The following is a 20,537-nucleotide window of genomic DNA, read 5'->3' as shown; positions in this document are numbered from 1 at the left end:
CTTAGCTCTCCTTCCCAACGGTTTCGCGGCTAACCGCTTCGGCTTTTTGTTCGGGTGAGAACAGCATGAATGTGCGTTGCAATCCGGGGCGGAACAGCCCCTCCATGGCACCTGTGAACAGGATCACCAGCGCCTGAATGATCACCACGACGGTGCGATCAAGGCCAGAAATCACATATTGCAGTTCGTTGCCGCCCTGATAGAGCGCGCCGAACAACAGTGCGGCCAGACCAATACCGATGGGATGGTTGCGCCCCATCAACGCCACAGCGATACCAACAAAGCCCGCATCGGCAACGAAATCGAGCACGAGGCGGTTCTGCACGCCCAGCACTTCGTTGAACGCGACCATGCCCGCCAGAGCGCCCGAGAGCGTCATGGTGATGATGATCATCTTGGAGTTGGAAATACCGGCATAGCGAGCCGCCGTGGGGTTCTGCCCCATGGCGCGCAGGGCATAGCCGAACTTGGTCCGCCAGATCAGGAAATAGACCCCGACCAGCGCCAACAGCGCGATGAAGATGGAGAGGTTGACCGGGGTATAGTTGAACGGCGCAAAGAAGCTGCCAATCTTGGGCATGCGCCCGGTCTCAGCGATCATCGCCGATTCAGGTCCCGACACGCCGGCCGGTTTGAGCACGCGGTTGAGCATGTAGATCATCAGCGCCGCAGCGATGAAGTTGAACATGATGGTGGTGATGACGACGTGGCTGCCGCGTTTTGCCTGCAGATAGCCGGGAATAAACGCCCAGGCGCCGCCAAACACAGCCGCCGCGACCAGAGCCGCCGGAGCCACGATCAGCCAATGGGTATCTTGCAGCGCGAGCGCCACGAGGATCACACCGAGGCCAGCGACATAGGCCTGACCGTTGCCGCCAATGTTGAACAGACCGCCATGGGCTGCCAGCGCCACCGCAAGACCGGTGAACACGAAATTGGTGGCGTAATAGAGCGTGTAGCCAATGTTGTAGCCATTGCCGAACGCGCCGGTGATGATGGCCCAGATGGCGGTGAGCGGGTTTTGTCCGATCATCAGCACCACAAGGCCCGACACCAGCACAGCCAGCAGCAGGTTCAATACAGGCAGCAGAGCCAGATCGGCCCAGCGCGGTAGGGGTCTCAGCGCACTCACGATGCAGCCTCCAAATCGGCACTAGCAGCTTCAAGCATCGCGTTCTGATACTCTTTCAGAGTTTGTTCCGTGGCTTTAACGCGCCAAGAAGTCCGACCATTAGCGTTCCGGCCATAAATTACCGCCGCTGCTGCGCTCGGACTGGAAAAAGGTACGTCGCGACAAAATTTCAGGGTCTTGCCGTCGTCGGTTGTTTGCAACGAGCCATCGGCGATCAGCTGATCCCTCAATCCGCTGTATTGGTTCATGGCGAAATCAGGATCTTTTCTCGCTAGACTGCCCTCCCGTACAATGATCTCGTCGCCGACTAATACTGCCTCAGCTAGCAGACCATCGTTGCTATTGCGGAGCTTAAGCTCCAGTCTGTTTTGGCTATCTGCCAACCAGACGACGTTTTCGTCTTCCGGCTTTTGGCGGATCGATATGGGATCCCTGAGTATGTCAAAACCCAACACCGGCAGCACAGTCTTGAGCTGCTCAATAAAGAACTCCATGTCCGCTATGTCGGACTCGGGCATGACTCCGGTTGGTGGATCATTCGCGTTCAGCACGTGCGCCCTACCAGACGCAGTAGCTATCTCCGCGATCCGGCTTTCCAGATATCGGACGTGGGCCTTGGTTAAATTCTGATCCGAGCTTGTGACTAGGCAAACCCGCTCAAAAAAATCCTTCTGTTCGTCTCTCGAGTGTTGAACAATTCTGCGCCCAACGACGTCACTCTCTCCCACGTAGATTGTACGGCGTACGCTCGGGTCGGGAGCATCACCAAGCAAGATATAAACACCCGTCTTTTCTGCCTCGGGGCGTCGGACAAGATCAGCAAGCCGCTCTCTAGGCGCAACCACCACGCGACCAGTCCAATTAATAATCTCAGCCGTAATCAGGCCTGATTGAGCATTCCCATCCACCAAAAAAAGCCGAACCGTCCGGCCCAGCGCACTCACGATGGCTGCCTTTCTTCGACGACGCCGGCCATCATCAGGCCAAGCTGGCCTTCGGTGGCGGTGGCAGCCTCGGCTTCACCGACGATCTGGCCGTCGAACATCACCAGGATGCGGTCGGACAGCGAGCGGATTTCGTCCAGCTCGACCGAGACCAGCAGGATTGCCTTGCCGGCGTCGCGCAGTTTGATGATCTGATTATGGATAAACTCGATGGCACCAATGTCGACGCCACGCGTCGGCTGGCCCACAACGAGCACGTCGGGGTCGCGGTCCATCTCGCGGGCCAGCACGATCTTTTGCTGGTTGCCGCCAGAGAACAGCGCCGTCTTGAGGTTGATGTCGGCCGGGCGCACGTCAAAGGTCTTGATGTGCTCGGCGGCCTTGGCCTTCGCCTTGGCGATATCGAGCATGGCGCCCTTGCCGTAGTCCTCGCTGTCGGAATAGCCAAGGATGGCGTTTTCCCACTCGCTGAACGTGGTGATCAGGCCCATGCGCTGACGATCCTCGGGCACGTGTGCAAGACCTGCAGCACGCGCGCGGGCTGCACCGTCATCGCCCTTGAGCGAGAGCGGATTGCCATTGAGGATAACAGTGCCGGAGCGCTGATCGCGCATGCCGGTGATAGATTCGAGCAGCTCGGTCTGACCGTTGCCCGAGACGCCCGCAATGCCGACGATTTCGCCAGCGCGGATGGAAAAGCTCACGGATTTGACGCGGGTAATGCCCATGTCGTCGGTGACGACGAGGTCTTTGACCTCGAGCAGGGTCTTGCCCGGATTGGCCGCGTCCTTTTGCACATGCAGCAGCACGCTGCGACCGACCATCAATTCGGCAAGGTGTTCAGGCGAAGTCTCAGCGGTTTTGACCGTGGCCACCATTTCGCCCTGACGCATCACCGAGACATTGTCGGTGATCGCCATGATCTCGCGCAGCTTGTGGGTGATCAGGATGACGGTCTTGCCCTGCTCCCGCAGGGTGCGGAGCACGCGGAACAGATCATCCGCTTCCTTGGGCGTCAAAACGCCGGTGGGCTCGTCCAGAATAAGGATTTCAGCACCGCGATAGAGCGCCTTGAGAATTTCGACGCGCTGCTGCTGGCCCACCGAAATATCTTCGATGGTCGCATCGGGGTCGACTTCGAGCTGATACTCGGTTTCCAGGCGATCGAGTTCGCGACGGGCGCGGTCAAGGCTTGGCTTGATGAAGCCAGAATCCTCGGCACCCAGAATGACATTCTCGAGCACGCTGAAATTGTCGACGAGCATGAAGTGCTGGTGGACCATGCCGATGCCAAGCGCCAGGGCGGCGCGGCTGTCAGCGATGTTGGCTTCAGTGCCATTGACGCGGATGGTGCCGCTATCGGCTTTGTAAAAGCCGTAGAGGATCGACATCAGCGTGGACTTGCCAGCGCCGTTCTCGCCTACGATGCCATGGATAGTGCCGCGCGCGACCTTGAGGTCGATGTCTTTGTTCGCGTGGACGGCGCCAAATCGCTTGTTGATCTTCTCAAGCTCAATGGCCCAGCCGTTGGCAGGGGTGGCTGCAGCGGCCGTTTCCGGCCGCTGCATGTTGTCTGAGGAGGTACCGCTCATCGGGTGCCGCTTAGAGCGGGCAGCTCGAGTCGGTTTCGTAGTCATGAACCTGGATTTCGCCAGACAGGATCTTGGCCTTGAGAGCCTCAACCTGGGAGATCATGTCTGCGGTGAGCAGGTCCTTGTTGTACTCGTCGAGCGCATAGCCCACGAAGTCACCCTGCAGGCCGAGGTTGATCTTGCCTGGCTTGAAGGTTGCGTCGTCACCAGCATTGGTGAAGGCTTCGATGACGGCGTTATCAACGCGCTTTTCCATCGAGGTCAGAACCGAACCTGGGTGCAGGTAGTTCTGGTTGCTGTCGACACCGATCGAGTACTTGCCAGCGTCAGCCATGGTCTGCAGCACGCCCAGGCCCGAGCCACCAGCAGCAGCGAAGATCACTTCAGCGCCGGAGTCGATTGCAGCCTTGGCAAGCTCGCCAGCGGTGACTGGATCGTTCCAGGCAGCTGGGGTGGTGCCGGTGTAGTTTTCGATCAGCTTGGCATCGGCCTTAACAGCCTTAACGCCCTGTGCATAACCGCAGTAGAAGCGGTGGATCAGCGGAACGTCCATGCCGCCGATGAAGCCGTAGGTACCAGAATCAGACTTCATGGCAGCCAGAGCGCCGACGAGGAACGAGCCGGTGTGTTCGTCAAAACGGATCGACTGAACGTTTGGCGCGTCCACAACAGCGTCGATCACGACGAAGTTGGTGTCTGGGAATTCAGCGGCGAGTGGCGCCAGCACAGATTCCCACATGAAGCTCATCATCACGATCGGGTTTGCACCCTGCGATGCGAAACGGCGCAGAGCCTGCTCGCGCTGAGCATCGTTCTGCAGTTCCAGATCCTGATAATTGCCGCCCGTCTGCTTCTTCCAGGCTTCGGCGCCGTTGTATGCAGCTTCGTTGAAGGACTTGTCGAACTTGCCGCCCAGATCATAGATCAGGGCTGGTTCAGCGAGAGCAGCGCCAGTCAAAAGCGCGCTGAGCGCGATACCGCCAGTGATGGCCTTGGTAAAGGTCGAGAATTTCATTGTTTGATCTCCCTGTATCGCACGGGGGCATTGGCTTGAGCCGCCAATGGACAATGTCCGTGCGCTAAAGGAGGATACAATCGTGCAAACGATGTGCCCGCAAGAGGGAATCTAGTAATTTTTTCCGACTGGTCAAAATTCTGCCGCCTTGGTGAATAGGCAGGCAGCGCCGCGCTTACAGCTCAGGCAAGGGCCTAAAGCCGAGCCAGCAGATCGAGCAGCACATTGCCTGGATTAAGGTCATTATACAGCACCGCCAGAATCGCAAAAGTAGCAATGGCGAAGAGGGCGAGAGTGTCACGAGTGCTTTTGGTCATGGCGCGGATTTGTTTCAAATTGGCTGGATCGGATTGGCCATTTCCTAACCCAACAAACCGCGCCCGATTGTGATCCTTTGAAGGCAGAAGTGGGCGTGGTTAAGGTTTGGTAAAGGCAGCACCGACAGGGGCTTACGCCTCAACTCCAAGCGGCGTGACGTCCGCACCCATGGCGCTGCCGAAGCGCTCAAAAAACCCGTCGATGACCTTTTGCGCCGAGTTGCCGATAATGGCCTTTCCGAGCCGCATGATCTGGCCCGACGCGCCGCCTTCAGCGGTAAAGACCAGGCGGGTCTGGTCGCCCTCGTCGGTCAGCACAATGTCTGCTGCGCCCTCGGCAAGGCCCAGTAGTCCACCTTTGCCCTTGCCCGCAAGCGTATAGCGCTCGGCCGGGACGATGCCCGAGAGCGTCAAACCACCCTTAAAGACTGGATGGACCACGCCCAGGTTCACCTTGATCTCGAGATCAAGCGTTGTCTCGCTCACCCATTCGATCTTGTGGCAACCCGGAATGGCAGCTTTGAGCACCTCCGCATCGTTCAGCGCGGCCCAGACCTTTTCGCGCGGCGCGGCGATCAAATAGCGTCCACCAAAATCCATCAGACAAGTCCTCCGCCGACAGCCAGATCCCCGGCCCTATTGTGGCCCGAATGACCCGTGAAACAATTGCCTGACAAGTCTTAGCGCCCCGCTCTTTACGTGCGGCTTTTTCGCACCAATATGGTCTAAATAGTTGCCCTGCGACGGTGTTGCAATTGTCAGGCGCCGAGGCAGGGGCAATCTATAGGGCGCGCAAGCGCAATCCGCCGGTTCGGCGTCAGATTACGGGGACTAACAGAATGGCCAATGAAGTGACCACTGCTCAGCCAACCGACACGGCGCCACTCGCCGCGATTACCGAAAAGCCTTTGCAGTATCTGGACCGTGCGGTCACGGCCATCCGCGATCTGGGCATCTGGCCCGAACAGCAGGGCGAGCAGCCGATCACCGGCCTGCTCAGCCAGATCACCGAGCTGGACGAAACCCGCGTCGTGTTGATCGGCCGCACGCTGAGCCAGGCTAGCGCCTTTAACGAAGTGGTGCGCGAGCAGGTCTCGGCCATGAAGATCGGTGAGCGCTACGAAGACATCACCAAGGGCTTCGATTCCATCCGCGACGACGCCAAGGGCATGGTCGACCAGTTGGCCGACAACAAGATCGATCTGTTCGAGCGCGTCTCCAATGTGTGGATGAAGGTCAGCCGGGGCGACATCGCCACCCGCTTCAACAAGATCCGCGACGTCTATCTCGACGTCACCAAGGACACCAAGGACCAGATCGACCGCGAGCAGACTATTCTGGAAGCCTATCGCGACTTCCGTGGCGCGCTGAAGCAGTCCGAAGTGATGGCGCTCGAAGTGCTGGAAACCGCTGAAAAGCGCCTCGAAGAAAAAAAGAACATCCTGCAGACGTCGTTGGCCGCAGTCGCTGGTTATGCCGGCACGGTTCCGGCAGATCGCGCGCGCCTCGAAATGGACCGCGACGAGAAGCTGCGCGACATGCAGAATGAGGAAAAGCGCTACCAGATCGCCAAGGACCTCTCGGACAATCTGACCATTTCCTACAACACCTCCGAAGTGGTGATGGCGCGTCTGATGCAGACGACCAATGCCAAGGAGCGCGTTTATCAGCAGTCGATCTCTTTCTTTTCAACCAACGAGACCGTCCTGACCGCCCTTTCGGCTTCGTTCACCGGCATGTTTGGCCTGCATGAATCCACCCAGACCCTCAACGCCATGAAGGAAGGGATGAGCAAGAGCCTCGAGACGCTCTCCGAGATTGGCGACAAGGTGCAGGAGGAAGCCGTTCGCGCTGGTTATGGCCCGACCGTGCGCGCCGATGCGGTCAAGAAGCTCGTCGACTCCGTCGTCAACTTCCAGGAAAAGAGCCGCACCATCATCAATGAGATGCGCGTGGCCTCAACCAAGAATTCGGCCGAAATCCGCGATGCAGTGGAAGACGGCAAGCGCCGCCTTGCGGCTCTCGCCGCCGAAGGCAATGCGCTGCTGCTCGACACCAAGAACTAAGCGAGGCAGGAACCACGGGTGAACGCCAACAATGAGTGACGTGACAGCGAAATCCGCTGCGCCCCTGGATGAAGTCATGCTGGCGATGGACGTGGTCGACACGCTCCGTCACCGGCAGGACTTGGCAACACGTGAGCTTGCGGGCGTGACCCGCGAGCAGCAGCTGATCGAAAAGCTGCGCGACATTTACCACCAGCAGGGCATCGAAGTGCCCGACCATATCCTCAAAGAGGGCGTGGCTGCGTTGGCGGAAAGCCGTTTTGTCTATGATCCGCCCAAGCCCAGCTTTGGCGCGTCGATGGCGCGCATCTATGTGGGCCGCAAGCGCTGGGGCAAGCCTGTCGCTGCGCTGGTGCTGGCGCTCATCGTCGGCGCGATCGGCTATTTTGGCGTCTATCGCCCCTATGAGGCCGGACAGGCACGTCAAGCGCAGCAGGAGCTGGCCGTTGGCCTGCCCGCGCAGATGGATAGCCTCTACCAGACCATCTACGAAGAAACCAAAGTGCAGCAGGCGGTCGTTCAGGCCGAGGCGCTGCGCACTCGCGGCAAGGCCTTTGCGGCCGAAGGCAATCGCGTTGGCGCTGAAAAGGCGGTAACCGATCTGACTGCACTGCGCGATCGATTGCGCCTGCAGTACACATTGCGTGTGGTCAACCGGTCGGACGTCCGATCGGGCTTCTGGACTTTCCCCGAGATCAACACCGAAGCCACCAATTACTACATTGTGGTGGAGGCGATTGGCGACGGTGGCAATCCGTTGACGCTGCCGATCCTCAACGAGGAAACCGGCACCACCGAAAACGTCAACATGTGGGGCCTGCGCGTGCCGGAGACGGTCTACAATGCCGTTGCCGCCGACAAGCAGGACGATGGCATCATCCAGGGCAATGAAGTGGGTCGCAAGGCCGACGGCTTCCTCGATGTCGAATACAGTATGCCGGTTCTCGGCGGCGCAGTGACGCGGTGGTAGGGCAATGAGCATTCGTGGACCACAAGCCCTGGCCTCGCTCGACGAGGCAATGCGCGACATCAGGCGCGAGGAGGACGAAATCTCCAAGCGCCTAGCGCGCTCGGCCGATCGCGTCTCCAAGATCAAGGAAAGCGAAGCGGAGCTGTTTCGCCAGCTGGCGCAGCTGCGGCTCGATCCGACAGTTCAAAGCGAGCTGGATGGGCGCATTTCGTCCGCCGAACTCCGCGCCCGTGAAATGCTCAAGTCCCATGCCAAGGATTTGAGCCAGGCCGAAAAGGCTGTGGCCGCAGGCGACGAGGCTTTGGGAACGCTGACAGCGCAACGCGCTGAAGCGCTCAAGGAACTCGAAACCCAGCAGGGCGAGCTGAAGGCGCTGGCCAATCGCCTCGCCGACACCATTGCGCAGGACCCGGCCTATGCCGCCAAGCGCAAGGAAGCGAGCGAGCTGACCGATATCGCCAATCAATCGATGGCCAAGACCGAGCAGGCAGAGGCCGATCGCGACGCCAAGGGCAAGCCATATCGCGACGATACGCTGTTCATGTATCTGTGGGACGCGGGCTATGGCACGTCCAACTACCGCGCCAACAATTTCATCCGCTACCTCGATAGTCTGGTCGCCAACATTGTCGGCTTCATCAAGGCACGGCCCAACTTTGCCATGCTCAACGAAATTCCGTTGCGCCTGCGCGAGCATGCCGAGCGGCAGATCGAGATCGCCAAGGCGGCACAGGCTGAAGTCGAGGCTTTGCAGACAGCGGCTATCGATGCTGCCGGTGGCAAGCCGATCCGCGCGGCGATGGAAGCATCGCAAAAGCGCATCGCCGCGCTCGATGCACAGATCGTGACGGCCGAAGACCAGCGCGACGAAGCCGCCAAGACACTCGGCGTGCTGTCGCAAGGGGGCAATCCGGTGTTTGAAAGCGCGCTGGCGGAGCTCGCAACCGCGCTGGGGCGCGAGGACATCCAGACCCTTCTGGCCGAAGCGCGCCTCACTCGCACGGGGCAGGACGATACCATCGTTGCGCAGATCGACGATGCGCGCGTCCGCGCCAAGGACGAAGAGGCCGAGACGCGCGAGCAGAAAGAGCGCCTCAAAACGCTGGCCGCCCGCCGCCGCGAGCTCGAGGACATTCAGTGGGAGTTCAAAAAGCAGGGCTTTGACGATCCTCGCTCCACCTTTGGTGAAGACCGGCTCGTCAGCGACATGCTTAACGACTTCCTGCGCGGCGGAATTTCGGCCGCATCCTATTGGGACCAGTGGCAGCGTAGCCAGAACTGGAACTCTGGTGGCGGCGCCAACAATACCCGTCAGCGCTCCAGCTCGCCCTGGCCCGATAATGGCGGCAGCACGTTCAACTGGCCCGATTCCAGCTTTGGTGGCGGCGGCTCGAACTCCAAGCCGCGCCCACCAACAGGCGGTTTTGGCGGCGGCTGGTCGCGCCCATCGGGTGGTAATTCCGGCGGCGGCGGCTTTTCCCGCCCCCGCACCGGCTCCAGCGGCACCCGTAATTCTGGTGGGTTCAAGACAGGCGGCGGGTTCTAGAGCTAGACGCCGCTTAGATTGAGCTACCCTCCAAAATCACCGGGCTGTCCTCGGACTTGATCCGAGGGCCACTCTCAGCGAACCACACGCGGCGAATGGTCCTCGTGTCAAGCCCGAGGACAGCGCGGCGATGGAGCTGGCCATGTCGCACGATCCCCAGAAGACCTCATGGTGAGCCTGTCGAACCACGAGGTGGTGCGGGTGGAGCGCATCCCGACCTCGTCCTTCGACGGGCTCAGGATGAGGTCTCATTGGGGTTATAGCCAACTCACACCGGATTGATAAACCCGAACACCTTAGCGCCATTGCCGGTCTGCTCGGCGAAGCGGAGGGGGTGGACGCGTTGCACGAGGATTTCGCCGCTTTCAGGTGGATTGGCCAGCAGCTCGAACGTCTCGGCAATGTAGTCCGCCAGAGGCATGGCATTGGGATCGTTGGCCTGCTGTTCACCCTGCAAGGACGTCTGCACATAAGGCGGTGCGATTTCCAGCACCTCGACCACTGTGTCGCGCAACTGGTGGCGGAGCGAAACCGAATAGGAGTGGATCGCGGCTTTGGTGGCGCTGTAGGTGGGCGTGCCGGCCTTGGGCACGAAGGCCAGCCCGGACGAGACGGTCATAATCGTCGCCTTGGGCTGCGCCAGGAAATGCGGCAGCAGCGCCGCCGTCAGCCGGATTGGCCCCAATAGATTGGTGGCGATAGTGTCCTCGGCGATGTCCAGATAGCCGGGCGCGCCGGTCAGATCTTCGTCCACCATAATCCCGGCATTGTTGATGACGGCATTGAGCGCGGGGAAGGCCGCGATGACCTGCGCTGCCAGACCAGCAATGCTGGCCTTGTCGGTCATGTCGACGGTGAAAGCCGCCATGCCGGGATTGGCCGCGACGACGGCATCGAGCGCAGCCTGACGACGACCCGAAATGATCACCTGATTGCCCTGGCGGTGAAAGGCTTCGGCGAGGCCGCGGCCAATGCCCGAACCGCCGCCGGTGATGAGGATGGTATTGCCCGTGGTCTGCATGGAAAGCTCCTTGATCTTGCGTGAAGCCAATATATGCCGCACACTGCACGCTGGTAAGTACGCGCTCGAAAGTTCGATACACACCAAAAGGAGAGTGTAATTGTCACAAGGCACTAACAGCCCAAAAATCTACGCCTGGAGCGAAAATCGGGCTGCCAAAGCCCTCGATCCAGCATTGGACGGGTTGGTGCGCGACATCATTGGCAAGGTGGCCGATAAGTGGACCATGCTCATTCTGGAGGCGTTGGAGGAACACGGCACGCTGCGCTTCACCGATGTGGGGCGCAAGGTTGGCGATATCAGCCAGAAGATGCTGACAAAGACGCTGCGCCAGATGGAGGCCGACGGCCTCGTCCTGCGCATCGTGCATCCCGTCATTCCACCGCATGTCGATTACAGCCTGACCGAGATGGGGCGCGGCCTCAGCGCAGCATTTTGTGGCGTGTGGGAATGGGCAGAGGCCCATCACGCACAAATCGAAGACAGCCGGAAAGCGTTTAGCGAACGTAATGGCGGAGCCTGACAGATTAGACGACTAAGCCGCTAGGAATTGATTTGCTCAGCAAACCGCTGGCGCGACACATATTTTCTGCACGAACGGGCAATTTAGCCCCTCATGCTTTGCCAATATCACTGTGATTGCCGACCATTAGAAACGGGCGGGTTGGCCGTCGATGATAATGGAGCGGGGCAATATGCGACCAACACTAAGACTTCTTGCGAGCGCGACAAGTGCAGCAATTTTGACTGGACTGTCCTTCGGCGCAGTAGCACAGGAAGGCCCACTGGTTACTGCAGCGTGGGTTGAAGAAAATCTATCCAACCCAGACGTGCGCATCTTCGAAGTCAGCGTCGACACCGGAGTATACGAGCGCGGCCATATCCCTGGCGCGGTCAATCTGGCCTGGCACACCGACCTCGTCGACCCGATCCGTCGCGACATCGTCAGCCGCGAAAACTTCGAAGCCCTGCTCCAGGCAGCTGGCGTTGGCGAAGACACCACTGTCGTTCTCTATGGCGACAACAATAACTGGTTTGCCGCCTGGGGTGCGTGGGTGTTCGACATTCACGGTCTGGGCGAGGTGAAGCTGCTCGATGGCGGCCGCAAGCTCTGGGAAGCTCAGGGCCTGCCGCTCGATACTGCAACGCCGGAATACGCAGCCTCGGCTATTGAGCTGCCAGAGCAGCCCGCAGACCTTCGCGCGCGTCTGGTTGACGTGCTCGACGTCGTTGAAGGCGGCGCGGACGTGTCGCTGGTCGATATCCGTGGCCCCAAGGAATATAGCGGCGAAATCTTCGCGCCAGAGGGCGTGCAGGAGCTTTCAATCCGCGCCGGCCACATTCCGGGCGCCGTGAACTTCCCATGGGGTGGTGCGGTCAATGAAGACGGTACCTTCAAGTCCGCCGACGATCTGAAAGCTGCTTTCGCCGCCCTCGGCATCGACGGCTCCAAGCCGATCATCACCTATTGCCGCATTGGCGAGCGCTCCAGCCACACCTGGTTCGTGCTGAGCCGCATCCTTGGCTACGAAGTGCGCAACTATGACGGCTCGTGGACCGAATATGGCAATGCCGTTGGCGTGCCGATCGACAACCCATCGGGCACCGTCTGGGGCAAGATCTGATCAAACATCGAATCAAGGCATAGTAGCGGGCGCCTCCGGGCGCCCGTTTTCTCGTGAGGACGCATGACCAATCCTGCCATTCGCTTCGGCATTCCTGCCCTGATCGCCGTCGGCCTCGTAGCCGGCTTTCTCGTGCTCAATGCCGGAGGTCCCGAAGGGCGGCCATTGGCCTTTTCGCTGGCCATCGGCGCGGCGTTCGGCGCGGTGCTGCAGCGCTCGCGCTTCTGCTTTTATTGCAATTTCCGCGATCTGGTGGAGCGGCGCGAGGCCGCTGGCGTCATTGCCATTCTGGTGGCGCTCGCGGTTGGGGCCATTGGCTATACCGCCATTTTTGGCGCCTGGTTGCCCACCCCTGCCCCCGGACGTTTGCCGCCGACGGCTCATATTGGCCCTGTCAGCATCACGCTGGTCATCGCCGCTTTTGCCTTTGGTCTGGGCATGGCGATTTCGGGTTCGTGCCTGTCGGCCCATTTCTATCGGCTGGCCGAAGGCTCCGTCATTTCGCCTTTTGCCATCATCGGCGCGGCGCTTGGCTTTGGGTTGGGCTTTTTGACGTGGAACCCGCTATTCCTCGCCATCACCTCCAATGCCTTCGTGCTCTGGCTGCCCAACCATCTCGATTATGCCGGTGGACTAGTGCTGACCCTGGCTTTGATTGCGGCACTGGCGATTGCCGCACTGTGGTGGGCGCGTCCGGTCGCGACGCAAGAGCAATCCGGGCTGACGCTCGCCTCGGCTATCCAACGCCTGTTCATCATCCGCTGGCCCGCCGTTGTGGCGGGTACGCTGGTGGGCATTATCTCCACCCTCGCCTATTTCCGCGTCGCGCCGCTGGGCGTCACCGCCGAACTGGGCAGCATCGTACGCACGGCGGGCACGGCCTGGTCGGTTCTACCGAGCACGCTGTTTGGTCTCGATGGGTTGCGGGGCTGCGCCACCGTCATCAAGGAGGCGCTGCTGTCCAATAACGGGCTCTTTGTTATCGGGCTGATCGCCGCCGCATTCATCACGTCGTTACTGGCCAACCAGTTCCACCCGCGCCGCCTCACCGGGCGCGATGTGGCGCGCGGGCTGGTTGGCGGCGTATTGTTGGGCTGGGGCGCGATGACGGCGCTTGGCTGCACGGTCGGCGTGCTGCTGTCGGGCATCCAGGCCGGATCGCTCTCGGGCTGGGTGTTCCTCGTCGCCATGACACTGGGCATTGCAGCGGCCTGGGCCGTAGCAAGGGTGTGGGCGCGCCGTTTTGCCATCCAGTAAACCTCATCCTGAGCGTGTCGAAGGACGAGGTTGTGGCACGAACAGTGTTCCCTCGTGGTTCGACAGGCTCACCATGAGGGCCAGGGGAAAATCAGTTTGCTGGCGGGGTCGCCATCAGCTCCCAGACATTGCCTTCGCTGTCTTCGAAATAGGCTGAATAGCCCCATTCGGACTCCGTGCCGCCGGTGATGATCGCGCCTCCGGCGATCAGGACCTTGTCGAGGATCTCATCGACTTCCTTGGGGCTGCTGGCGCGGTGGCTGAGCACGAAGCCGGGCGTACCGGCGACAGCCACCTCCTTGCCAGCGGTCTCGGCAATCTGCTCGCGCGGGAACAGCACGAAGGAAAACGCGTCGTCAAAGAAGAAGGCCACATGGTCTTCGCCTGCGCCAATCTGTTCGTCGCTGATATCGAACAGCGCGCGATAGAACGAAAAGGCGCGCTCGAGGTCGTCGACACCGATGGTGATGATGGCGATGGATGGCTTCATGATCGTGATTCCTGTGCTGGCCCTTGCCTTAGCACGGGCCAAGCCCGCCCCGGAAAGCCCTATTCGTAATAAAGGCTGACGCGCTGGCCGCCGATTTCATGCACTTTGATGTCCATTTCATAGACATCGGATAGCACATCGGGCGTGACGATAGCGGCGGCGGGGCCTTCGTGGGCCACCTTCCCGTTCTTCATCGCCACGATGTAATCGGAATACCAGGAGGCAAAATTGATGTCGTGCAGCACCAGCACCACGGTCTTGCCGAGTTCATTGGCCGCGCGCCGCAGCAGCTTCATCATGCCCATGGCATGCTTCATGTCGAGATTGTTGAGCGGCTCGTCGAGCAGGACATAATCGGTGTCCTGGCACAGAACCATGGCGACGAACGCGCGCTGCCGCTGCCCACCGGAGAGTTCATCGAGAAACCGGCCGGAGAGATCATTGAGGTTCAGATAGCCGATGGCCTCGTCGATATGGCGCTTGTCTTCAACGGTCAGACGGCCCTTGGAATAGGGGTAGCGCCCGAACGACACCAGATCATGCACGGTGAGGCGGGCTGTCATGTGATTGTCCTGCCGCAGGATGGACAGGCGGCGCGCCAGCACGTCGCTGGGGGTCTTGGTGACGTCGAGCCCGTCGACGGTGACGGTGCCCTTGTCCATATCCATCAGGCGACTGACCATGGACAGCAGCGTCGACTTGCCCGCGCCATTGGGGCCGATGATCGAGGTGATGCCGCCCTTGGGTAGCGACAGGGTCACGCCATCGACCACGCAGGAGGAGCCATAGTTCTTGGTGACGTCAGCGGTGACGATCATCGGGCAGCTCTCCGCAGGATGAGATAGATAAAGACGATGCCGCCCAGGAATTCGATGATGATCGAGAGGGCCGTATCAAAGGCAAACAGGCGTTCCAGCACGGTCTGGCCACCGACGAGGCAGGTCACTGCCAAAAGCACGGCAGCGGGCAGGATGTATTTGTGGCGGCTATTGCCCACGAGGCCATGGGCGAGGCTGGCGACCAGCAAGCCAAAGAAGGTAATGGGACCAACCAGGGCGGTCGAGACCGCCACCAGCACTGACACCATCACCAGAATGGTGACCACAGTCCGCTTGTAATCGACGCCGAGATTGATCGCCTGCGCCCGCCCCAGCGAGAGCACATCGAAGGTGTGCAGCATGCGCAGCAGGATCAGCGTGACGACGCCAACGATGATGGTCGAGACCAGAAGGAGCGAGGCGTCGGTGGTGGCAAAGCTGGCAAAGAACGTATCGGCCAGCACGTTGAACGCATTGGGATCGAGCATGCGCTGCATGAACTGGCTGAGGCTGCGGAACAGAATGCCAAAGACAATGCCGACCAGCACCAAGAGATGGAGGCTCCGCTCCTGCCCGACAAACAACCACCGGAACAAGAGGCCCGAGAAGCCGACCATGACCAGCACTTCGATGCCGAACTGCACCTGCACATTGAGCGAGGTCAGCGCGCCAACGCCGAGGAAGAACACGACGCCGGTCTTGATCAGCACATACAGCGCGTCAAAGCCCATGATCGAGGGGGTCAGGATGCGGTTGTTGGTGACGGTCTGGAACAGCACGGTCGAGAGCGCAACGGCATAGGCCACCAGCACCAGCGAGAGCAGCTTCTTGCCGCGGAAGGGCAGCACAAAGCTCCAGCTCCCCTTGGCGCCCAGCGTCATGAAGGCGACGATGGAGATGAGGGCGAGCACAGAAAGGATGATCAGCACGAGGGCTGGGCGGGAAAGCTTAGTGGGCATAGCAATCCTCCCCTTCAACGATGCCAACTGCCACAGCGTCATTCCCGCGAAAGCGGGAATCCCTCTTGCGTCCCATAAGGGAGATTCCCGCTTTCGCGGGAATGACGCTGTGGGTGGGGAACAGGTTCAGTGACTCAGGCTGCATTGCGGCGCGTCCTCAGCAGGAGATAGAGGAACACCATGCTGCCGATGACGCCGACGACGACGCTGATCGGAATCTCATAAGGTGCGCGGATGACGCGACCCAGAATATCGCAGGCCAGGACAAAGCCTGCGCCAGAAATGGCCACCCAGGGGACGGTTCGGCGCATGTTGTCGCCCACCATGAGGCTGACGACATTGGGCACAATCAGGCCGAGGAACGGGATCGAGCCAACCGAGACCAGCACCACCGCGCTCACCACCGAAACGATGACCAGCCCCAGCACCATGACGCGCTGATAGTTTAGGCCCAGATTGGTGGTGAAGTCTCGGCCCATGCCGGCAACAGTGAAGCGATCGGCGGCGATATAGGCAACGACCGCACAGGCGAGGCCAATCCACAGCAGTTCATAGCGCCCACGCATGATGCCGGAGAAGTCGCCCATGTTCCAGGCCAGCAGCGACGCCAGAAGTCCAAAGCGATAGGCAAAGAAGGTGGTGATGGCGCCGATAATACCGCCCAGCATGATGCCGACCAACGGCACCAGCATCACATCGCGCAGCGGCACCGCGCGCAGGATGCGCAGGAACAGCGCCGTACCGGCCATGGCGAAGACAGCCGCAACGCCCATCTTGCCGATCAGCGGCCAGCCGGGGGCCAGTAGCGTAATGACGAGAAAACCGAGGCTTGCCGATTCCGTGGTGCCCGCCGTCGAGGGTTCGACGAAGCGGTTGCGCACCACCATCTGCATCACGAGGCCGGCAATGGCCATCGACGCGCCGGACAGCACGATGGCGAGCGTGCGCGGAATGCGGCTAATCAGGAGCACCTGCATCGGCCGATCTTCAGCGCTCGAAGACAGCAGTGCGCCGATCGACACGTCACTGACGCCCACAAACAGGCTGATCACCGCCAGAATGAGCGTCACCACGAATGCCAAAAGCAGCCAGCGCACGGGTCGATTACCTCGCGTTCAATAAAACAGCCAAACCCGGCCAGCCTTGCGGCCGCCGGGTCTGGCGCGGCGCAGAGCGCCCTTGAGACTTAGCTGTTGAGGCCAGCCAAAACCTGATCGAGAAGCAGCATCACGCCGGAATAGCCGTGCATGGTGATGTAAGCGGCCTGTGGATCGAGGTAGACGATGTGGCCTTCCTTGGCAGCCTTGGTCTGGTTGACCAGCTCGTTGTCGAGCAGGGCTGCTGCAGCGCCAGCGGTTTCACCGGTGCCGGCATCGCGATCGACAACGAACAGCCAATCAGGATTGGTTTCGAGGATGAACTCGAACGAGACGGTGTCGCCACCATGGTCGCCATCGACGACCTTCGGCATAGCGGATTCGATACCGACTTCATTGTAGATCCAGGACACGCGGGAATCGGGGCCATAGACGCCGATATTGCCCGCATTGGTCACCAGCACGAGCGCATTGCCCTTGCCTTCGGCTGCGGCTTTGACCTCTGCGACCTTGGCATTGAGCGCGTCGTTGAGTTCCTTGGCCTTAGCTTCGAGGCCGAAGATATCGCCGAGCTTGGTGATATTGGCTTCAACGCCTTCGATAATCGCGCCATTGCTGATCGACAGGTCGACCGTTGGCAGGATGTCCTTGGCGGTTTCATAGGCCTTGGCCGAGCGTGCGGCGACGAAATAAATGTCGGATTCGGAAGCGGCAATGCCTTCGAAATCAGGCTCGAACAGCGAGCCGATCTGCAGGGCATCCGCATCGACGAAACCGCTCAGATAGCTTGGTGCGTTCGATGCAGGCACGCCAGCAACAGGCACGCCGAGAGCATGCAGATTGTCAAAGGTTGCCCAATCAGAGGTCAGAACCTTCGAGGGCACGCCCGATATGGTGGTCTCGCCCTGTGGGTGGGTGATGACCTTTTCCTGTGCCACAGCGGCCAGAGCGGTCATGGACATGGCGCCAGCGACGAGCGCAGCGACAAGAGCGGGAGTACGGGTGAATGTGTGCACGGGGCTTCCAATCCGGTATCGCGAAAGGGGAGGCGCCTTATGGTGAGGGCGCGTGTCCGGATTTCGTACCGACCAGAAACCAGAGAGTCAAAAGTTAAGATGACGAATCTGATCATCTTTAGGGTTGACCGGGCCGACCAAAGCCGACCCGGATCGCAGAGTTAAGATTTGGCGATGAGATTACGCAGCTTGCCGAGGGCCGTCTTGTTGTCTTCGCGATAGGCGATGGTGCCCTGGAAATCGCCCTTGGAGTCGATCAGGAACACCGAGGCCGTGTGGTCCATGGTGTAACCGCCATCATCCAGCGGCACCTGGGCATAATAGACGCCCCAGGCCTTGGCGATCTTGGCGATTTCTTCGGGCGAGCCGGAAATGCCGGTGATGCGATCGCTGATCCAGCTGACATAATCGCCGAGGACAGCAGGCGTATCGCGCTCGGGGTCGATGGTGACGAAATAGGCCTTGAGGGTCTTGGCTTCATCGCCGAGCGACTCATACCAGCCAGCCATTTCGGCCATCGTGGTCGGGCACACTTCGGGGCAATGGGTGAAGCCAAAGAACAGGGCCGAGGGGTGACCCTGGAACATGGTCTGATCGACCGCATTGCCGTGCTGATCAACCAGCGCGTAAGTGCCGACGCCAAAGCCGGATGCAGCCTGTTGCGGCCGCAGGAAGAAAGCCCCTGCACCCGCCGTGATGGCGAGCACGCCGACAGCAACCCAAAGCCAGATGCGAACCGTCTTGATATTCATGGCTTAGTGTCCTTCGTGCGAGGCTGCGCCATCGGCGGCGGCGCCGAGAACTGGCAAGTCGACCTCGACCGAACCGGCCTTGGCAAAAGTCAGCGTAACCTTGACGGTTTCGCCTTCAACAAAGCGCTGCTTGAGCCCCATGAACATGATGTGCGCGCCGCCGGGCGCCAGCACCACGGTTTCACCAGCCGGGATCTCGATGCCATCGGCCAGCTGACGCATCTTCATGACGTCGCCTTCCATGGCCATAGTGTGGATCTGCACATCGCCAGACACATCTTCGACGGCTTTCACGGACACCAGTGTATCGGCCTCGGCGCCGGTGTTTTCGATGGTCAAAAAGCCACCGCCAACGGGAGCATTGGGCAGGGTCGCGCGACTGAACGGCTTGGAGATGTTGATATCGCCCAGGTGAACAACGCCATCATGGGCGAAGGCTGGGGTGACGAGCAGAATGGCGGCCAGGGCGGCGGCGCGGGCAAAACGGATCATGATTAGACTTCCGGATAGACGTGAACTGGATTGGCCCGAGAACGGGCGGCAGATCAGACCTGTGCCGGGGGTGCGCGCGACCCATTGGGTGGCGCGGCAGGCGCCGGATCAAACACCGCAACATAGGCAGGCAATGGTGCCGCAAGCGATGCCAGCGGTACGTGAACCGGCAATGCCAGCGTGCTGGGCGCCAGAACATCGTTTTTGCCAATACCGGCTGCGGGACACTTGGCGACGAGAACGTCGCGATCCTGCTCGCCGGTGTTTGCCGGATTACACAGCACCCAACCGGTTTGTTCGGTTTGGTAGCCCAGCGCTGCAAAGTCGAGCTGGCTGGCGCGCGCCTGATGCATCGGCGCCAGAATGGTCAGCAGATAGATAGCCAGCACGGCAAAAGCCGTCCCGATCTCTCGCGCTATGCTACGTGACTGGTGCATGGCACTCTCATAGGACGGGCAGCGGACTGACGGAAGAGCCGAAATGTCGCGGCGATACGTTCCCGCCCACCGCGGTTACACCGACGGCGAATAGGTGTCGTTGCAAAGCGCGATAAAGCTTTTCATCGCCGCCGAAAGCGGGCTCGACTTGCGGCGGGCGACGAGCAATTGGCGCAGGGCCCAGGGCTCGGCCAGCGGGGCGCAGACGAGGTCAGTTCCCGCGAGCAAATGGAGGCTGGTCGAGCGCAGGAAGCCGACGCCGAAATCCGCCTCGACCATCCGCACCAGCGCGGGAAAACTTTCAACGCGCACATTTTCAATCAGCGGCTTTCCCGCTTTCTTGGCCGCATCGCCCACCAGGCGATCCAGCGATCCGGCGTGGTGGATGCCAACGATGGCGTGGTCGATAACCGTCTCGAAGAGAATATCCTTGCGCGGCTGAATGCTGGCCGCGAGCGGATGATCGGGCGGCGCGAGCACCCAGACGCGATCATCCTCGAAGGGACGCACTTCAAAACGGGTGAAGTCGTAATTGTCCGAGACAATAGCGATATCCGCCCTGCCCTCGTCCAGCGCCACCAGCCCCTTGGCCGCGCCCATTTCCTGAATATCGAGCACAATACCGGGATGGGCGGCCGCATATTTCGCCAACAACTCAGGCAGGCGACCTGTCAGGGCCGAGCTGGTGCAGGCGAGACGAAGACTGCCGCGCTGGCCCGAACCGAACTCCGCCATGACCGCGTCGAGATCGGCAATCGAGCGCAACACCGCCCGGCAGCCTTCGGCATAGGCCTGTCCCGCCGTGGTCAGCTTGACGCCCTGCGCCGAGCGATCAAACAGCACCACACCCAACCGGCTCTCAAGGTCTGACACGCGGCGGCTGACGGCGGATGAGGCTATGCCCTCTCGCTCCGCGGCGCGGCCAATAGAGCCGGTCTCTGCCAACAGCAAAATCAGGCGTGCGGTGACGCTATCGAACGGTGCCATGTCA

22 protein-coding genes are annotated in these 20,537 nt (G+C 60.5%); 6 read left to right on the top strand and 16 right to left on the bottom strand.

Features of this window, described 5'->3' with window-relative positions:
- Position 1 precedes the first annotated feature (1 nt).
- The 6 genes from WH87_RS11360 to WH87_RS11340 all read right to left on the bottom strand — a co-directional run bounded on the left by WH87_RS11360 (position 2) and on the right by WH87_RS11340 (position 5,600).
- Positions 2–1,135 carry an ABC transporter permease gene (locus tag WH87_RS11360; protein ID WP_407060041.1) on the bottom strand — a complete coding sequence of 378 codons (1,134 nt, stop codon included), beginning with the start codon at positions 1,133–1,135 and terminating at the stop codon, positions 2–4.
- On the bottom strand, positions 1,129–2,076 hold the full coding sequence (locus tag WH87_RS11355; protein WP_046139063.1) for a GIY-YIG nuclease family protein: 948 nt from the start codon (positions 2,074–2,076) through the stop codon (positions 1,129–1,131). The genes WH87_RS11360 and WH87_RS11355 overlap by 7 nt, the downstream gene beginning before the upstream one ends.
- On the bottom strand, positions 2,073–3,644 hold the full coding sequence (locus tag WH87_RS11350; protein ID WP_046139064.1) for an ABC transporter ATP-binding protein: 1,572 nt from the start codon (positions 3,642–3,644) through the stop codon (positions 2,073–2,075). The genes WH87_RS11355 and WH87_RS11350 overlap by 4 nt, the downstream gene beginning before the upstream one ends.
- A gap of 34 nt (positions 3,645–3,678) precedes the next feature.
- Positions 3,679–4,683 carry a BMP family lipoprotein gene (locus WH87_RS11345; RefSeq protein WP_046139065.1) on the bottom strand — a complete coding sequence of 335 codons (1,005 nt, stop codon included), beginning with the start codon at positions 4,681–4,683 and terminating at the stop codon, positions 3,679–3,681.
- Between the two features lie 194 nt (positions 4,684–4,877).
- On the bottom strand, positions 4,878–5,000 hold the full coding sequence (locus WH87_RS20200) for a hypothetical protein (RefSeq protein ID WP_281175227.1): 123 nt from the start codon (positions 4,998–5,000) through the stop codon (positions 4,878–4,880).
- A 132-nt stretch (positions 5,001–5,132) separates the two neighbouring features.
- On the bottom strand, positions 5,133–5,600 hold the full coding sequence (locus WH87_RS11340; protein WP_046139066.1) for a CoxG family protein: 468 nt from the start codon (positions 5,598–5,600) through the stop codon (positions 5,133–5,135).
- A gap of 239 nt (positions 5,601–5,839) precedes the next feature.
- Between WH87_RS11340 and WH87_RS11335 the strand changes: the two genes are divergently transcribed.
- Genes WH87_RS11335 through WH87_RS11325 form a run of 3 tightly spaced genes read left to right on the top strand, consistent with a single transcriptional unit; the run spans position 5,840 to position 9,582 of the window.
- Complete coding sequence (locus tag WH87_RS11335; RefSeq protein ID WP_046139067.1) at positions 5,840–7,066, top strand: hypothetical protein; 1,227 nt, start codon at positions 5,840–5,842, stop codon at positions 7,064–7,066.
- 31 nt (positions 7,067–7,097) lie between these two features.
- Entirely contained in the window at positions 7,098–8,036 is a 939-nt protein-coding gene (locus WH87_RS11330) for a DUF6384 family protein (protein WP_046139068.1), read from the top strand.
- Positions 8,037–8,040: 4 nt separating this feature from the next.
- Positions 8,041–9,582 (top strand): coiled-coil domain-containing protein, encoded by a 1,542-nt coding sequence (locus WH87_RS11325; protein ID WP_046139069.1) that lies wholly within the window; start codon positions 8,041–8,043, stop codon positions 9,580–9,582.
- 268 nt (positions 9,583–9,850) lie between these two features.
- Here WH87_RS11325 and WH87_RS11320 read toward each other — a convergent pair whose 3' ends face one another.
- The gene (locus WH87_RS11320) at positions 9,851–10,603 is read right to left on the bottom strand and encodes an SDR family oxidoreductase (RefSeq protein ID WP_046139070.1); all 753 of its coding nucleotides are present in this window, start codon (positions 10,601–10,603) and stop codon (positions 9,851–9,853) included.
- 127 nt (positions 10,604–10,730) lie between these two features.
- On the opposite strand from WH87_RS11320, the gene WH87_RS11315 reads away from it, so the two are divergent.
- From WH87_RS11315 to WH87_RS11305, 3 genes are all read left to right on the top strand, one after another.
- Positions 10,731–11,126 carry a winged helix-turn-helix transcriptional regulator gene (locus WH87_RS11315; RefSeq protein ID WP_046139737.1) on the top strand — a complete coding sequence of 132 codons (396 nt, stop codon included), beginning with the start codon at positions 10,731–10,733 and terminating at the stop codon, positions 11,124–11,126.
- Positions 11,127–11,298: 172 nt separating this feature from the next.
- The gene (locus tag WH87_RS11310) at positions 11,299–12,228 is read left to right on the top strand and encodes a sulfurtransferase (protein ID WP_082092656.1); all 930 of its coding nucleotides are present in this window, start codon (positions 11,299–11,301) and stop codon (positions 12,226–12,228) included.
- A gap of 63 nt (positions 12,229–12,291) precedes the next feature.
- Positions 12,292–13,485, top strand: a complete 1,194-nt coding sequence (locus WH87_RS11305) for a YeeE/YedE family protein (protein ID WP_046139071.1) — start codon at positions 12,292–12,294, stop codon at positions 13,483–13,485.
- A gap of 91 nt (positions 13,486–13,576) precedes the next feature.
- Here the strand turns inward: WH87_RS11305 and WH87_RS11300 are convergent, their stop codons facing one another.
- From WH87_RS11300 to WH87_RS11260, 9 genes are all read right to left on the bottom strand, one after another.
- Positions 13,577–13,975, bottom strand: coding sequence for a VOC family protein (locus WH87_RS11300; protein ID WP_046139072.1), 399 nt, complete (start codon positions 13,973–13,975; stop codon positions 13,577–13,579).
- Positions 13,976–14,034: 59 nt separating this feature from the next.
- On the bottom strand, positions 14,035–14,793 hold the full coding sequence (locus WH87_RS11295; RefSeq protein WP_046139073.1) for an iron ABC transporter ATP-binding protein: 759 nt from the start codon (positions 14,791–14,793) through the stop codon (positions 14,035–14,037).
- A complete protein-coding gene (locus WH87_RS11290; RefSeq protein ID WP_046139074.1) occupies positions 14,790–15,752 on the bottom strand; it encodes an iron chelate uptake ABC transporter family permease subunit in 963 nt (320 codons plus the stop codon). The genes WH87_RS11295 and WH87_RS11290 overlap by 4 nt, the downstream gene beginning before the upstream one ends.
- A 134-nt stretch (positions 15,753–15,886) precedes the next feature.
- Complete coding sequence (locus tag WH87_RS11285; RefSeq protein ID WP_046139075.1) at positions 15,887–16,849, bottom strand: ABC transporter permease; 963 nt, start codon at positions 16,847–16,849, stop codon at positions 15,887–15,889.
- Between the two features lie 89 nt (positions 16,850–16,938).
- A complete protein-coding gene (locus tag WH87_RS11280; RefSeq protein ID WP_245622378.1) occupies positions 16,939–17,865 on the bottom strand; it encodes a siderophore ABC transporter substrate-binding protein in 927 nt (308 codons plus the stop codon).
- Positions 17,866–18,026: 161 nt separating this feature from the next.
- A complete protein-coding gene (locus tag WH87_RS11275) occupies positions 18,027–18,617 on the bottom strand; it encodes an SCO family protein (RefSeq protein WP_046139076.1) in 591 nt (196 codons plus the stop codon).
- Positions 18,618–18,620: 3 nt separating this feature from the next.
- On the bottom strand, positions 18,621–19,109 hold the full coding sequence (locus WH87_RS11270; RefSeq protein ID WP_046139077.1) for a copper chaperone PCu(A)C: 489 nt from the start codon (positions 19,107–19,109) through the stop codon (positions 18,621–18,623).
- A 53-nt stretch (positions 19,110–19,162) separates the two neighbouring features.
- Entirely contained in the window at positions 19,163–19,546 is a 384-nt protein-coding gene (locus WH87_RS11265; protein WP_156458200.1) for a hypothetical protein, read from the bottom strand.
- A 75-nt stretch (positions 19,547–19,621) separates the two neighbouring features.
- Positions 19,622–20,533, bottom strand: coding sequence for a LysR family transcriptional regulator (locus WH87_RS11260; RefSeq protein ID WP_197410785.1), 912 nt, complete (start codon positions 20,531–20,533; stop codon positions 19,622–19,624).
- Positions 20,534–20,537: the final 4 nt, after the last annotated feature.

The organism is Devosia epidermidihirudinis (assembly GCF_000971295.1).
Taxonomy (GTDB): domain Bacteria; phylum Pseudomonadota; class Alphaproteobacteria; order Rhizobiales; family Devosiaceae; genus Devosia; species Devosia epidermidihirudinis.
The sequence above is the reverse complement of the archived record's forward strand: the minus strand, read 5'-3'. Positions and strand labels throughout refer to the sequence as shown.

What these genes read in the sequence shown, in the direction of transcription:
- WH87_RS11350 (WP_046139064.1), bottom strand. Translation starts at nt 3,644, where the DNA reads ATGCAGCGGCCGGAAACGGCCGCTGCAGCCACCCCTGCCAACGGCTGG.
- WH87_RS11300 (WP_046139072.1), bottom strand. Translation starts at nt 13,975, where the DNA reads ATGAAGCCATCCATCGCCATCATCACCATCGGTGTCGACGACCTCGAG.
- WH87_RS11340 (WP_046139066.1), bottom strand. Translation starts at nt 5,600, where the DNA reads ATGGATTTTGGTGGACGCTATTTGATCGCCGCGCCGCGCGAAAAGGTC.
- WH87_RS11290 (WP_046139074.1), bottom strand. Translation starts at nt 15,752, where the DNA reads ATGCCCACTAAGCTTTCCCGCCCAGCCCTCGTGCTGATCATCCTTTCT.
- WH87_RS11325 (WP_046139069.1), top strand. Translation starts at nt 8,041, where the DNA reads ATGAGCATTCGTGGACCACAAGCCCTGGCCTCGCTCGACGAGGCAATG.
- WH87_RS11310 (WP_082092656.1), top strand. Translation starts at nt 11,299, where the DNA reads ATGCGACCAACACTAAGACTTCTTGCGAGCGCGACAAGTGCAGCAATT.
- WH87_RS11265 (WP_156458200.1), bottom strand. Translation starts at nt 19,546, where the DNA reads ATGCACCAGTCACGTAGCATAGCGCGAGAGATCGGGACGGCTTTTGCC.
- WH87_RS11295 (WP_046139073.1), bottom strand. Translation starts at nt 14,793, where the DNA reads ATGATCGTCACCGCTGACGTCACCAAGAACTATGGCTCCTCCTGCGTG.
- WH87_RS11320 (WP_046139070.1), bottom strand. Translation starts at nt 10,603, where the DNA reads ATGCAGACCACGGGCAATACCATCCTCATCACCGGCGGCGGTTCGGGC.
- WH87_RS11345 (WP_046139065.1), bottom strand. Translation starts at nt 4,683, where the DNA reads ATGAAATTCTCGACCTTTACCAAGGCCATCACTGGCGGTATCGCGCTC.
- WH87_RS11330 (WP_046139068.1), top strand. Translation starts at nt 7,098, where the DNA reads ATGAGTGACGTGACAGCGAAATCCGCTGCGCCCCTGGATGAAGTCATG.
- WH87_RS11260 (WP_197410785.1), bottom strand. Translation starts at nt 20,533, where the DNA reads ATGGCACCGTTCGATAGCGTCACCGCACGCCTGATTTTGCTGTTGGCA.
- WH87_RS11275 (WP_046139076.1), bottom strand. Translation starts at nt 18,617, where the DNA reads ATGAATATCAAGACGGTTCGCATCTGGCTTTGGGTTGCTGTCGGCGTG.
- WH87_RS11335 (WP_046139067.1), top strand. Translation starts at nt 5,840, where the DNA reads ATGGCCAATGAAGTGACCACTGCTCAGCCAACCGACACGGCGCCACTC.
- WH87_RS20200 (WP_281175227.1), bottom strand. Translation starts at nt 5,000, where the DNA reads ATGACCAAAAGCACTCGTGACACTCTCGCCCTCTTCGCCATTGCTACT.
- WH87_RS11270 (WP_046139077.1), bottom strand. Translation starts at nt 19,109, where the DNA reads ATGATCCGTTTTGCCCGCGCCGCCGCCCTGGCCGCCATTCTGCTCGTC.
- WH87_RS11305 (WP_046139071.1), top strand. Translation starts at nt 12,292, where the DNA reads ATGACCAATCCTGCCATTCGCTTCGGCATTCCTGCCCTGATCGCCGTC.